This window comes from Candidatus Bathyarchaeota archaeon (assembly GCA_026014465.1).
Taxonomy (GTDB): domain Archaea; phylum Thermoproteota; class Bathyarchaeia; order Bathyarchaeales; family Bathycorpusculaceae; genus JADGNF01.
The window spans coordinates 1291367-1304451 of the sequence record JAOZID010000010.1 but is presented as its reverse complement, the minus strand read 5'-3'; the positions used below and the strand labels follow the sequence as shown (position 1 = coordinate 1304451).

The following is a 13085-nucleotide window of genomic DNA, read 5'->3' as shown; positions in this document are numbered from 1 at the left end:
TTAGTTACTCCGTTTGTAGTCGATTATTTTTTGAATCTGCTTGGGTGTGGCGGTTCCGTGGTATTTGCCGTTGATTTCAACGACTGGTCCCAAGGCGCAGCAGCCTAGGCAGTTTACGGTTTCGAGGGTGAATTTGAGGTCTTCAGAGGTTTCGCCAGCTTTTATGCCGATGGCTTGTTCAGCAGCGTCGAGGATTCTTTGTCCGCCGCGTACGTAGCAGGCGGTTCCTGCGCAGACTCGAACCAGGTGTTTGCCGCGTGGTTTGAGGCTGATGGCGGTGTAGAAGCTTGCAACTCGGTAGATGTCGCTAACTGGAATGCCCAAACGCTCGTTAATGCGGGTAACAGCTTCCTTGGGTATCCAGTTTAGTTGTTGTTGAATGTCAAGAAGGAGTTGGATTAGAACGCCTTCTTTGCCTACGTATTTGTCTATAACTTGGTCTATTATTTGCAGCTCACTCATTTATTGCACCTTCCTTGCACGTTGCGCCATGATTTCTTTGAGGACAGGAGCAACGCTTTCTTTTGCACGGTTTTTCTTGGATTCAGACAAAGGCTGAATCTGGTCTTTTGCAACTTCCCCTTTAGTGAAAGCAAGTTTGCCAATCAGGTTTTGGCCTTTCTCGGTTCGGATAAGCACTGTAGAGCAGTCATCAGCGCTTCCCTCTGAACCAAATGCTATGTCAGCAAACATGGCGGGGAAATCGTTGCAGTAAGTGCATCCAGCTTCAATAGCGTTGTTTAGCTGATCCACGTTACAAGAGTATTCTTTGCCTGCAACTTGCACCACGAATTTGTCTCCGCGTATCTGGACTTTTTCTGCTTGGTCAATGTCGACGTTGAGAAGTTTTTGGATTTCAGCTTTGAGTTTTTGCGGGTTGAAGGATTGTCTGCAGAACATGCCAATTGTGGTTATGTCCAAGTCTGGGATTTCTTGCTGCATGGTCTGAGCCATTTTGCGTACTGCACGGACTTGGCAGGGCAAGCCAACGAAGGCGATTTTGCGTTTGCCTTGATCTATGGCGTCTAGCAAAGTGGACATGGTTTTTACTCGTATGAAGGGTGCTTCCTTTGCCGAGGTTACGGCTTCTGCGTTTTCAGCTATGACTGCTTTGGCGTTGTAGCCGCTGTCGGTGCGTTGGGCGAAAACTGCTGTGTCAAACAAGCCCGCGTTAAAACCTGCAACCAGCAAGGCTTTGATGAAGCCCTCTGAGGGGTTTGAGAGTTTAGCAGAGAAAATGTCTGTGTGCACACCAAAGATGTCGTCGCGTTCGCCTTTCATGGGAGCCATTGTTGCGTAGGTGTGGATTCGGATTTTCTTAGAACCTGTGGGGCAAACAAGGGCGCATGCGCCGCATCCGATGCAGTCATCTGAGAAGCGGTGGTAGGGCGCTGTGATTTCGCGTTCGACACCTCGTTGGGCAAAGTTTATGGCTGAAACGCCGACGAGTTCTTTGCATACGCGTACGCATAAACCGCAAAGGATGCAGTCTTCGTCAGGGTCTGATTCCCATAAGCCGTGCTCTTCGATGCCGTAGGCTTTGCCTAGGTTCTTGAGTTTGACGGATTTGGGGCACCTTGCCATTAGAAGAGCTAAGATGCCTTTGCGGACGTTGCGGATTTTTTCAGAGTTAGTTTGAACTTCTATGCCTTCTTCGATGGGGTAGTTGCAGGAGGTGACGACTTTGGTTCTGCCGTGCTTGGTGACTTCGACTGAGCAGAGGCGGCAGGCGCCAAAAGTTGAAACTTCAGCGTGGTAGCAAAGGGTGGGGATGTCGATGCCCTCTTGCCTTGCTACGTTGATTAACGTGTCGCCTTCTTTGGCTTTTACTTGTTTTCCGTCAATTGTGATGGTTACTTCTTTACCTGTTTGTGCTTGTTCCATTGTCTTTCACCTACTCCTTCATGGTCCGTACCATTCTTGGAAGCAACGTTGGGTCGGGGATCTTGCTTTCTTTCCAGTCTGCTTCTTTGAGTATCGCGGTGATTTCGTCTTTCATGGTGATGGGTATGTCTGCCGTGGTGCGGATGTACATGGGTATGTCTAGGGGCATTGAGCCGTAGTGGCGTTTGTATAGGTCGATGTAGTGGCTGAGTTTGCCTGCGCGTCCCTTCCAGGTGTCGTTGGGTCGTAGGGTTAGTTTTGCGATGGCGACCATGGCTTCTTCTTTGGTTTCTACGCTTTGGAACAGGTGTTCGGGGGCAGCGCCGACGTAGATTTTTTCGCCTGTGCGGGCGTCAATGGTGTACCAGTCTTCTTTCTTGTCTGGTCTGCCAAGCAGCATACGGCGGTACTTGTTACCGTGGGGGCCAACAAGAACAGGAATACCCAACCGCCAAAAGCCAGCAGCAATCGAAGAGGCTTTCTGAGAGAACGCTCCCCAAGCCAGACCAACTGCGCCGATACGGTTGTAGATGTAATCAGCAATTTCTTCGTAGTTACCTCGCAAGGGGCGTTTGGCGAAGATATTGGCTACTTTGATGGCTGCACCCGATATGTGTGAGTTAGCAACGCATGAGCCGATGTTGACTACTCCTCCAGCTGCGAATTCTCCGGGGAATTCTTCGTAGAGGGTTTGACCGTCTTCGTTCTTGTAGGAACCTGCGGACATGGCAGAGCAACCAGTGGTGACAACGATGAAGCGTCGTAAAGCGAATTCTCTGCAGATATCGTAGACGTCTTTTCCGCCGCGTGGATAGTTAGCGCATCCGACGACTGCGAGGATACCGGGGATTTCACCCAGAACCAAGGGGCCACCGACACTGCGGATTTCTACGTCTTGGACAGCGCCTCGGCCTGCACGGCAGAAGTTCTTTTCTGCGTACATTTCTTGTTCGCCAGCTTTTACGATGAAGCTGTGTAGTTGTAGTTTGAGGGGGCAGACTTCTTCGCATCTTCCACAGCCGATGCAGGATTCGTAGAGTTGATGTAGTTTGGATAGGTCGCCTTCTGATGCGGCTTGTATGGCTCCGGGCACGTCAAGGTTTTGAGGACATGAACGCTGGCACAGGCTGCATTGCCTACATGTTGAAGCCAACTGGACGATGTCATCGTTTGTGGGCAAAACCTTGTATTTTTTGCGCATCGGAGCAACAATGTTTGCTACTCGAACTGCGACTTCGCCGACTTTTTCAGGGTCAAGAATCAAAACACCTGGAACTTTGGCGTTGACAAGGTCATTAACAATTTCGTCTACGGGGTCGTCTGTTCTGTCTTTAAAGCCTAAGCAGTTCTTTTCAGAGGCTGCGATTACAGGGGCTTTTACGCGTTCAGCTTCAAGGTAAGCGTCTGTTCGGACACATTGCTCGTCCAAAACAACAACGTCTGCAAAGCCGCTGCGTATGAACCTTAGCTGCCAAGAAATGGGACCAACGATTTTGCCGCGTTTGTAGTAGCGGGTGTTGTCGATGGCGGTGCAGCATAGACCCACAACTTCCATCTTGTCGCCTAAGCCGTTGTCATTCATGTAGTCGATGATGCCAACTGAGGGCACGACGTTGTGACCAATGCACATGATGGTGGGTTTAGAATTGTCAACTGTGCCGATGCCCATTTCCACTAGGGGTGCTTCGGGGTCGGCTTTGGGGAAATTGTAAACGGATATCTGGGCGATGTCTGCGATTTCCATGCCTAAGTGGTCAATCATGCCGACGTGGAACGCTTTTGACTCGAAATCGAGGTTGCCGCCTTCTTGTCCAGTGTGCGTTGAAGCTAGACATTGGGTTACTTGCTGTTCAGCGTAGTCCAATGCGTCTTCGAGGTCGCCTATGGTTTGGGGTTTGAAGCCGCATACTAGCCGTGTGACGGGGGCTTCAACTTTGACGTTCATGCCGCCAACATCTAATGGGTGTCGACGTCCGAAGGTTTCAATTAAGTGATGAACTACGTGTCGCGCGTGTGCCGTGTGGGTTGCTGCGCCGATACAGCAGGATAGCAGCACGATACGTGAGGATTGAGCCGCCATGTCAAGTCCACAAGCACCACGTTTCCCAGCTGTCAAGTCACATTTCCCATAAGTGCACAAACAGCAAAGGTCACAAGCAGGCATGTAAAAAGGCTTGTACCGGTTGAGAAGCTTTAGGTCCCAGTTTCTCAAGGTCGCTATTGATGGACGAGGCGTAGGCCCCATGGGTTCCTCCCATGAATCATCAATTATTTTCCCTACAGATAAGTCGAGGTTTTTTATAAGACCAGAGTTGGTCTTCATCTCGCCGATTTTAACTCGCACGTTTTTAGCAGTCAATTTCAAACCTCAGTAAAGGTTTGGAATTATACCTGAATTTGCAGTGCTTTAAACCTTTCCAAAGCATCGGCTGAAAAGTAATGTTGCACCCCAAAGAAAGCAAGGTTAAATGGAGGATTAGTATAGAAAAGAAACTGATTTATTGATGTATGTAACCTGCCGTTTTTAAGATAGACTTAACAGATGTATATGCAGAATTGTCAGATGGCAATTCAAGCAACGATTTACCGTTAAGAACGTAATCATCCACTAGTTCATCCGCAACGATTTTACCTACATACTTAAACTCCAGCTCTGCCTCCGCTTTACCAGCAAGTTCCTCAGGAAACCGGTAGCCGCCAACAAGGTAGAAATTGTCAAACTGCATCTCAACCTCCTGAGCAATACGATAAGCACGCCTCACGTGGTCAAGGCTTTTTTTGGAGTGGTCGAGTATGTCAAAAATGTCGTTTACTTTTGACGCTATGCGCCTGTTCAGATGCTCCAAACCTGCAGGGGAATCAATGAGTATATACTTGTAGTTTTTTGTTAAAGATTCCAGCGCGGATTTTAATGCAGAGTTAGGCATACAATAACAGCCTTCCACCCATTTGGTACCCACTGACATGAAATCAAAATTATCTCCCTCGTAAAGACCCTTAGCCCAAATGTTACTTTCAATACGTTCTGCAGGGGGTACGCCAACGGTGGTTCCGCCCTTTTTTATGAAAGTATCCACGATAAGTTCTGCCATGGTGGCTTTGCCTGCAGCTGCAAGGTCTACGCCTAGCATTTCAGCCAGGTTCTGGTCAGGGTCAGCATCCACAAGCAGCAACGGCGCCGCTCCTGCATCTATGAAGCATTTTGCCATCAAAGCTGTAAAACTTGATTTTCCAGTTCCACCACGACCAACAGTTACCAAAGTTTTCACAAACACAACCTCCTAATTCTGCTCCGTTGCAGGTTGACTAGGGTTCTCTTTAAGCAACGTGTCGCATATATTGTCTATGGTCTTAACTGCAGAGATGTCCTTGTCTAGAAGGGGGGTTTCTCCGCGCATGTCTGCGTCGATTACGCGTTGGTCGAAAGGTACGAACGCGAGGATTTTCATGTTGTTTTTGTCGGCGAAGTCTTGAATGGCTTGTTTTTGGGCGTCGTTCATGACGCGGTTGCCTATGAGGTAAAGATGCTTCATGCCTGCCTCGACTGCCATATCATGTATGTGTTTGGCAATCTCTAAGGATTTCAGGTTAGAGTCAGCTACAGTTAGAAGGGCATCGACTTCTTTGGCGGTTCCCCTGCCGATGTGCTCAACGCCTGCTTCAAAATCTAAAACTACAGCTTCGTCTCGGTCAACAACTAGGTGCCTAAGCAAAGCGCGTATGACAGCTACGGGAGCGCACATGCAGCCTGCGCCCATGGATTTCACGGTGCCCATGACCATGAGGTTAACGCCCAGCGGAGTGGCTACGGAGTATTCTTTGACTATGTCATCCACGCTAAAGGATAGGCGGTAGATGCCTGAGTAGCCAGTGTTGGTTTTGGCTTCCAGCAGTGATTTGTTTTCAGATACAGGCAAAATCTCGCGAGCCTGTGTGGCAGTCAAACCCAAGGTCATAGCCAAATTAGGAGAAGAGTCCGCGTCAATAGCCATAGTCTTAAAACCGCGTTCCACAAAACCACGAGCTAACCCACCCGCAATCAAAGTTTTGCCAACGCCACCTTTACCAGAAACTGCAATCTTCATACTATATCACACAACTACAAATATGCCTCTTTCAGGACTAATTTACATTTCCCAGAGAAACAGTCAAAACCAAAAAAATTGGGGTAAAATAAACCCGACGCGCACACACCGCTAAGACCCCAGCGGAAAACACAGCCAAGCCACCGCGCTCATGGCACCCCAAACAAACACAAATATCAGCTTTTTTACCAAAACCCGCAGATTACCCTATACAGGTCAAATAAAGTATTTACAAAACAACCCAAAATTAAGCCACAACTAGTCAAGATGCAACATCAACAAGGCAGGGTGAGGGATGCAAAAGTTTTTTAATCCAGCCCGCTTACGTTTAGCCGAGAGGAAGCTCCATGAAAATACTAAATGAATTTGTTCCCACACGCAAATTTCTCAAGCTAGCTGAAGAACTCAAAGATTTAGTTGACGGATGGAACGTAACTGACGGCGCAGCGGGTTATCCTGCAGCCAGCGGCGTTGTTGTCAGCGCTGTCCTAAAAACCAAATACCCCGACAAAGAAATAGTACCCATATTCATTCTTCACTACAAAGGACCCGTTGAAGTTGGCGGTCTAGCTTTGGCCTCTGACATCGTGGGTGTTGACGGATTGGCAGTCACCATGGGTGACAACCCCAAATTCGGAGACCCCATCAAAATGCTAAAGTCCTCTGAGGAAGCCCGCGACTTTTTGCGCGCAAACATCAAGCTAAAGAACATAAAACTCGGATGCTTGCTCACTGCACGCCGCTCCCTTGAAGAAACCCTAGAACGCGTAAGAGGCGACTGGGACTTCATCTACTTCATGAGGCTCGAAGAAAAATCCTTTGACACACTAAAAGCAGTAGCCGCAGAATGCAAACGCCTAAACAAACCCATCTACGCATACTTCCTAGTAGGCACACCCAAAAACGTAGAAACCGTCAAGATGATCGGCTGGCCAACAGTTGCAACCATGGACACAGTTGAAGAAGTCGCAGGCAAACTAGACGGACTTGTCGACGGCATCATCGCCACATGTGCAGGCGACGCCGAAGGCGACAAAGAAATGCTGCAAAAACTACAAAAGTTCCGAAGCTAAACACAAAAGCTTCAAACAAACATTAGAGGCAACATGCCTCCCATCTTATTTTTATGCACATCAAGCTTTTGGCAGTCAAGTTGCGGTAAGCTTTAAGGGGTTCTTGTTAGCCAGTTTTGATAGTTGAGGAATTGCGCTTGGATGCTGTTAGGGTTATTGCAGTTGAAGGCTTGCCGCTGTTTAAGGCAGGAGATAATTTGGGGCAAATGATTTGTGAAGCAGCCAAAAATCAGGGCACGCCCCTACAAGAAGGCGATGTGGTGGTTGTTACGCATGTTGCAGTTTCCAAGGCAGAGGGAAGCGTAGTGGATTTGGATACTATAACGCCCTCAAAAAAAGCTGTGGAAATTGCGGGCAAACTGGGCAGAGACCCTGCTCTTATCGAGGTTATTCTTAGCGAAACAGAGGAGATTGTGCGGGTAGGTCCAAGCAGTCTCATAACCCAAACAAAGCAGGGCATAGTCTCAGCTAACGCAGGAGTAGACCAATCAAACGTGTATGATAGCCGCAGGCAGGTTGCGTTGTTGCCCAAAGACGCCGACTCTTCCGCACAGAAAATCAGAGAAGAAATCAAAAAATGTGCAGGTTGCGGCGAGGTGGCAGTTATTGTTTCAGATACGCATGGGCGTCCGTTTAGGATGGGAGAAATCAATATAGCGATAGGGGTTGCGGGTATTAGAGCAATTAGGGATAGGCGCGGGGAAAAGGACCTGTTTGGGCGTAAGCTTAGGGTGAAGCAGACGTGTGTTGGGGATGAGTTGGCTTCGGCGGCTGAGTTAGTTATGGGGCAAAGCAGTGAGGGCATACCTGTAGCGATAGTGCGCGGCTACAAGTACAAGCCTGCAAAGGACGTTTCAGCTAAGGAACTTACAAGACCTAAAGAAAAAGATTTATTCAGATAAACGAGAAGGAAAAGGCATGCAGGCCGTTACGCCCGGAGAGTTTTTCGAGAAGGTTTTGCCCCAAAGATTCGACCCCAGCAAAGCGGCAGGGATAGATGTTACAGCTCAAATCAGCATATCAGGACCTAATGGGGGAAGCTGGACAGTTACTATAAAAGACCAAACAATAAAAGTGGAAGAAAAAGAGCACCCCGCACCAGACTTGTCATTGAAGATTGCAGAGAAAGACTACATGGACTTGGTGAATAACAAGTTAAGCGCAGAAAAAGCGTTTTTCACGGGCAAAGTCAAGTTTAAGGGAAATATTGCGTTAGCGTTAAAGCTGCGTGACGCGGGGTTCTTATAGACTATCATGATAGCAGCGGCGTTTTAGCTTTTTATATTGAGCAGTTGGTTAGCGAACATCGAGAAGGTTAGGGGTAAACTGCCAGATTCGTCTTCAAGGTTCACAAGGAAAGTGCTCAAGTCAATTATGTTTTCTTTCATGCTTTCTTTTAGGAGGTTTCGAAAACTGTCGCACGAAGAGTAGTCAGAGTGCAAAGACAACACAACCGCGTCGTACCCAAGACCCATACCATGCTTAACTAGCAAAATGGCATGCACATCTTTAGATATTGAGTCAAAATGCAGTTTCCTAAAAGTCTCCAGTTGCTGTGGGGATTGAGAGAAAGCTGTGTTCAGTTTCAGGAAGGTGAAAGCCATGATTGTGTAGCCGATTCTGCTCAGGTTAGGTATTGCAGTGTACTCTTTGATGTAGCCTTCTTTTTCTAGTTTGGTCCTCACGCGGGTGGCGGTGGGTTGGGAGGTGCCAATTGCTTTTGCTAGTTCCCTGTCGCTTCTTCGCGAGTTTTTTACAAGTTCAGAGAGCATTTTACGTTCTATATCTTTCAAAATTACACACCTGCAAGGGTTCCAGTTAACTAATCCTTTGACCATGCTTATTAAGTTGATGCAAGAAAACAGTGTTATCAGTATGTAATTCCAAGTTTATTTGCGTTTGATTTTGGTAATTCACAGCCATACAAAGAAAAGCGGCGAAGTTTGGGTGTTTCTTGAAGAGGCAAGGTTGGAGAGTTTGCATGCTAAAAGAGCGCGGGTTTTTTATTTTATCATACAACATAAGTTCCATCTTCTGTTGCTATTTTTTTATACATAGGCGCCTACTAACAAGCAACAACACAGACAAATAAAAAGGCAACTATAATCTCCACAAAATCAACACACCAACATATACACACCCCACCCAAAACAACTCAACCACAAACCCGCCACAAACGTGCAAGTCCAAACTTGTCTAACAAAGATTTGCGCAAGTCAGCCTCCTCGCATATTTTGAAAGTTTGAGGCTCAGCTATCTTAAGTATCGCATCTAAAGAGCCAAAGTCAAGCGCACAATTAAACGCGTCAACTCAGCATAACCCACCTAACCGCCTAAACAACCCACCAACGGTTTCGACACCTATTTATCCACAAACAACACTCATTGCATAAACACAAGGAGAGCAAATCATGAAAGAAGCAGTCAAAGATTACAGGTTTTCTCCTAACATGACCACAGACCAGTTAGTTGAGCAGATGGGGCAGTCATGGGGGTTTACCGCGGGCAAACTTGCAACAGGCGTAGACATCTTGGAGGATATGATAAAGGCAGAGGGTTGCGCCAAGTTCCTCTCATTTACTGCAAACCTTATCGCCACGGGTCTGCGCGGCGTCTTTCGAGAACTAGTCAAACGCAACCTGTTCGATGTTATCATCACGACGTGCGGCACACTGGATCATGATGTTGCACGCTGCTGGAAAGACTACTACCGCGGCAGCTTTGTTATGAACGATAGCCAACTCTACGACGAAGGCGTGAACAGGCTTGGGAACGTGTTGGTACCTAACGATAGCTACGGCGTGATTTTGGAAAAGAAAATTCAGGGTTTGCTCTTGGAGCTCTACGAGGAAGGCAAACATGAAATGTCCGTGACCGAGCTTAACCGCGAAATCGGCTTACGCTGCTGCGATGAAACCTCGATTCTGTATTGGGCAGCCAAAAACAACATACCCGTGCACGTACCAGGCATAACCGATGGCGCAGTAGGCTACCAAGCATGGATGTTTAGCCAAGACCACGATTTTCGCTTAAACCTGCTCCAAGACGAAGGCAACCTCTGCGATGTTGTCTACGACTCCAAACAATCAGGAGCGCTCATCATCGGCGGAGGCATAAGCAAACACCACACCATATGGTGGAACCAATTCAAAAACGGATTAGACTACGTCGTCTACATCAGCACCGCCGAAGAATGGGACGGCAGCCTAAGCGGAGCCCGACCCCGCGAAGCAGTCTCATGGGGAAAAATCAGCCAAAAAGCCAAACACACCCACATAGAAGCCGACGCCACCATAGCCCTACCCATAATGACAACAGCACTACTCGACAGAATAAACAAAACCAAAAAATAAGAAAAAAGAAGGCTTATTTTAGGCCTTCAAAAATCCAGGACATGTCGGGTCCGTTGCGTTTGGTTTTTACGCGTTCGCATAGTGCATGGGTAACTAGTGGCAGTCCGATGGTTATGTCGCAGTAGCAGACGGCGCGGGTGTTGGGTTGGGCGTTGATTTTGCCCCAGCTTATGGCTTCTTCTAGGGTGCAGCCGCTTAAGCCGCCCCACTGTGGCGAGTCGGTGGTGATTTGGATGGAGTATTTGTGGGGGTAATAGTACTCCTGCAGACCTTTGCGCAAGCCGCCTTTTCTGCCTGCTACACCTTGGTCGTTGGTCATGGGTGATACGGAGATTGCGATGAGTTGGGTGAGGTCTTTGGGGACGCCTCCGCCTAGGTAGATTACTCCGACGTCTTTGGTTTTGGTTCCGATTTGCACGAACTGCTCAAATTCTTTGGCGGAGTCGACGATGATTTTGTGGCCTTTGTTTTTTGCCATGAGGATGGTTTCGCCGTATGCGCTGTCGAGGAAAGCGGGGCTGAAGATGGGGACGCCGTGTTGGTAGGCGGTTGCGGCTATGGCGGGTATGTTTTTTTCGGTGAGGTATTTGCCTAGTTCGTGGAAGAATTCTGCGCTGCTGTAGGGGTAGTCGGTTTTAAGCGTCATGACGAAGTCGGTTACGAGTTCTTCCATTTTGCGGTAGTCGGTTTCTTTTCCATACACGTCGTAGTAGCGGTTTACGTCGGCGTCTAAGAGGTCTTGGTCGTTTGCGAGGTGGCTGCCTTGCCAGTACCCAAAGCCCATGGCATCAACGATGTCTTCGCTTACGTTTGCGCCCGTGCTAACCAAAACGTCAATGAAACGGTTTTCGATAAGCCAGTTAATAATTGTCCACTGCCCCGCCGTACTCATACTGCCCGCGTAACCCAAAGCAATAGTCAAATCCTTTTCCTTAACCATGTTCTCCCAAACATCAACTGCTTCGCCTAATTTCCTGCCCTGATAAGCAGTCTTAGCCATATCCGTCAATAACTCATTAACACTCTTGGGCTTAACCTTGATAGGCTCAAGCTTCTTTTGAAAATAAGAATCACTCATTAACATCCACACCTTTTCTAAAACCTGATAAAAAGGGTCATATTTGAAATTTGTTATCCCAAGAACACGGCACAACAAAACAAACAGCGTTTAAAGATGGTGGATTTTGCGGGTTAGATTATTGGTTTTTCCTTTCAATAACGGCGTCTATCTTCTTGTTTAGCTTTACCAGCAAATCTGCAATTTCTTTTAAATCAGCTTCAGACATAGCTATCCAACGCTCAGGACACAAGAATTCATTTAACACTTATTGCAAACCACAAATCATTTCAAAGAACACAACAAACACGCCAAAAGACACAGCAAAACGCAGACTGCCCAAAAGCGTCTTTTCCCTATTTTCTGGGTGATGAAAAGAGTTTAAGGGTTAGTTGACGCTGTATTTGGTGGTGTTTACTTTGGAGTTTAGCAGGGTTGTTAAGCACGCAAAGATTCTTAGTCCACTGAAGAATTTTGAGGAGGAGCAGATAACGTTTGAGTACCGTGCTGACCCGTTGACGGGCAGAAACACCACCGTCATCAAAGGCATGCTAAACTATGTGGACAGGTTCCTAAAGTCGGATGCACAGTTGGTTGCAGATTTGGCGCAGAAAACCAAGGCGACGTGCCCGTTTTGCCCTGAAAGCGTACGGTCAAAAACGCCCATGTTCACCAAGAACTTTCTTGCGGAGGGCAGGATAGTTCAGGGCGAAGCTACGGTTATTCCGAATTTGTTGGGGCATGCGGAGCAGAGCATTTTGGCGATTTTGTCTAGGGCGCATAGTTTGGAATTGGATGAGTTTTCGCCGCAGTTGTTGCTGGATGGGTTTGAAGGAGCGGCAAAATATCTCAAACGCCTCGTCGAGGTTGCGCCTGAAATCAAGTATCCCGTGTTTGCGTTTAATTTTTTGACGCCTGCGGGCTCAAGCATTTTCCATCCACACATGCAAGTTTTGGTGCGTGACCGCCCCTTCTACTTGACAGAGCTGATGCTAAAGAAAAGCCAAGCCTACTACCAAGAAAACAAGAGCAGTTTTTGGAGTGATTTGGTTGCCGCCGAAAAAGACGCTAACGAGCGGTACTTGTTTGAATCTGGAGGCGTGGAGTGGTTGGTTCCGTTTGCGCCGCTGCGTGGTCTCAATGAGGTGCAGGCGGTTGTTCGTGGGAAATCGCATTTGCTTGAGCTGAGCAAGAACGAGTGGATGGGGCTTGCAGAGGGCATCTGCAGGGTATTGTGGTTCTACAAGGCGCAGGGTTATGGCAGCTTCAATATCGTCTTGGTGTCGGGTCCTATGGGGGCTAATTTGGAAGGTTTTGATGTGAACTTGCGCATGATAAATCGTGCGGGCATACAGCAGGGATGCTTCACCGATGCGTGGGCAGCGCCGTACCTGCTCTGGGACGGAGAAGCAGTCGAAGAACCCGAAAAACTCGCGCAGAAAATACAAACGTTCCTAAAAACCACGCCGCAACAGTAGCCGCCAAACCACCGACACCAACCTATTAGGCTCCAAATAGAGATTCTATGCAGAAACCAGTAGGGGAGGGGTCTGCTTTATGTGGCTGTGGATGGGTGTTTGGTATCGTGGAAAGCGGGTTGTGTTACAGAAATATTTAGATAGCCCAAGGATTG

The 13085-nt window shown here is 47.8% G+C and carries 12 protein-coding genes; 5 read left to right on the top strand and 7 right to left on the bottom strand.

The genetic code is table 11. The features are described 5' to 3' along the window. The 5 genes from nuoE to NWF04_08830 all read right to left on the bottom strand — a co-directional run bounded on the left by nuoE (position 1) and on the right by NWF04_08830 (position 5969). A complete protein-coding gene (gene nuoE, locus NWF04_08850; protein ID MCW4006681.1) occupies positions 1–462 on the bottom strand; it encodes an NADH-quinone oxidoreductase subunit NuoE in 462 nt (153 codons plus the stop codon). Next, the gene (locus NWF04_08845; GenBank protein MCW4006680.1) at positions 463–1884 is read right to left on the bottom strand and encodes a Coenzyme F420 hydrogenase/dehydrogenase, beta subunit C-terminal domain; all 1422 of its coding nucleotides are present in this window, start codon (positions 1882–1884) and stop codon (positions 463–465) included. It lies immediately after the preceding gene. 10 nt (positions 1885–1894) lie between these two features. Next, positions 1895–4207, bottom strand: a complete 2313-nt coding sequence (gene cdhA, locus NWF04_08840) for a CO dehydrogenase/acetyl-CoA synthase complex subunit alpha (GenBank protein MCW4006679.1) — start codon at positions 4205–4207, stop codon at positions 1895–1897. A 175-nt stretch (positions 4208–4382) separates the two neighbouring features. Beyond that, a complete protein-coding gene (locus tag NWF04_08835) occupies positions 4383–5153 on the bottom strand; it encodes an AAA family ATPase (GenBank protein ID MCW4006678.1) in 771 nt (256 codons plus the stop codon). Between the two features lie 12 nt (positions 5154–5165). Then, positions 5166–5969, bottom strand: coding sequence for an AAA family ATPase (locus NWF04_08830; protein ID MCW4006677.1), 804 nt, complete (start codon positions 5967–5969; stop codon positions 5166–5168). Positions 5970–6316: 347 nt separating this feature from the next. Here NWF04_08830 and NWF04_08825 point away from each other — a divergent pair, with 347 nt between their 5' ends. The 3 genes from NWF04_08825 (at position 6317) to NWF04_08815 (ending at position 8290) form a co-directional block, all read left to right on the top strand. Beyond that, positions 6317–7042 (top strand): hypothetical protein, encoded by a 726-nt coding sequence (locus NWF04_08825; protein MCW4006676.1) that lies wholly within the window; start codon positions 6317–6319, stop codon positions 7040–7042. Positions 7043–7161: 119 nt separating this feature from the next. Further along, positions 7162–7944 carry a coenzyme F420-0:L-glutamate ligase gene (gene cofE, locus NWF04_08820; GenBank protein MCW4006675.1) on the top strand — a complete coding sequence of 261 codons (783 nt, stop codon included), beginning with the start codon at positions 7162–7164 and terminating at the stop codon, positions 7942–7944. A gap of 16 nt (positions 7945–7960) precedes the next feature. Next, positions 7961–8290: an SCP2 sterol-binding domain-containing protein gene (locus tag NWF04_08815; protein ID MCW4006674.1), complete on the top strand. Its 330-nt coding sequence runs from the start codon at positions 7961–7963 to the stop codon at positions 8288–8290. 23 nt (positions 8291–8313) lie between these two features. Here the strand turns inward: NWF04_08815 and NWF04_08810 are convergent, their stop codons facing one another. Then, positions 8314–8835 (bottom strand): winged helix-turn-helix transcriptional regulator, encoded by a 522-nt coding sequence (locus NWF04_08810; protein MCW4006673.1) that lies wholly within the window; start codon positions 8833–8835, stop codon positions 8314–8316. Between the two features lie 618 nt (positions 8836–9453). On the opposite strand from NWF04_08810, the gene NWF04_08805 reads away from it, so the two are divergent. After that, the gene (locus tag NWF04_08805) at positions 9454–10395 is read left to right on the top strand and encodes a deoxyhypusine synthase (protein ID MCW4006672.1); all 942 of its coding nucleotides are present in this window, start codon (positions 9454–9456) and stop codon (positions 10393–10395) included. Between the two features lie 13 nt (positions 10396–10408). On the opposite strand, the gene NWF04_08800 is transcribed toward NWF04_08805, so the two are convergent. Further along, on the bottom strand, positions 10409–11473 hold the full coding sequence (locus NWF04_08800) for a deoxyhypusine synthase (protein ID MCW4006671.1): 1065 nt from the start codon (positions 11471–11473) through the stop codon (positions 10409–10411). A 398-nt stretch (positions 11474–11871) separates the two neighbouring features. On the opposite strand from NWF04_08800, the gene NWF04_08795 reads away from it, so the two are divergent. Continuing rightward, a complete protein-coding gene (locus tag NWF04_08795; GenBank protein ID MCW4006670.1) occupies positions 11872–12930 on the top strand; it encodes a hypothetical protein in 1059 nt (352 codons plus the stop codon). The last annotated feature ends 155 nt before the right edge of the window (positions 12931–13085 follow it).

What these genes read in the sequence shown, in the direction of transcription:
- nuoE (MCW4006681.1), bottom strand. Translation starts at nt 462, where the DNA reads ATGAGTGAGCTGCAAATAATAGACCAAGTTATAGACAAATACGTAGGC.
- NWF04_08845 (MCW4006680.1), bottom strand. Translation starts at nt 1,884, where the DNA reads ATGGAACAAGCACAAACAGGTAAAGAAGTAACCATCACAATTGACGGA.
- cdhA (MCW4006679.1), bottom strand. Translation starts at nt 4,207, where the DNA reads ATGAAGACCAACTCTGGTCTTATAAAAAACCTCGACTTATCTGTAGGG.
- NWF04_08830 (MCW4006677.1), bottom strand. Translation starts at nt 5,969, where the DNA reads ATGAAGATTGCAGTTTCTGGTAAAGGTGGCGTTGGCAAAACTTTGATT.
- NWF04_08825 (MCW4006676.1), top strand. Translation starts at nt 6,317, where the DNA reads ATGAAAATACTAAATGAATTTGTTCCCACACGCAAATTTCTCAAGCTA.
- NWF04_08815 (MCW4006674.1), top strand. Translation starts at nt 7,961, where the DNA reads ATGCAGGCCGTTACGCCCGGAGAGTTTTTCGAGAAGGTTTTGCCCCAA.
- NWF04_08805 (MCW4006672.1), top strand. Translation starts at nt 9,454, where the DNA reads ATGAAAGAAGCAGTCAAAGATTACAGGTTTTCTCCTAACATGACCACA.
- NWF04_08800 (MCW4006671.1), bottom strand. Translation starts at nt 11,473, where the DNA reads ATGAGTGATTCTTATTTTCAAAAGAAGCTTGAGCCTATCAAGGTTAAG.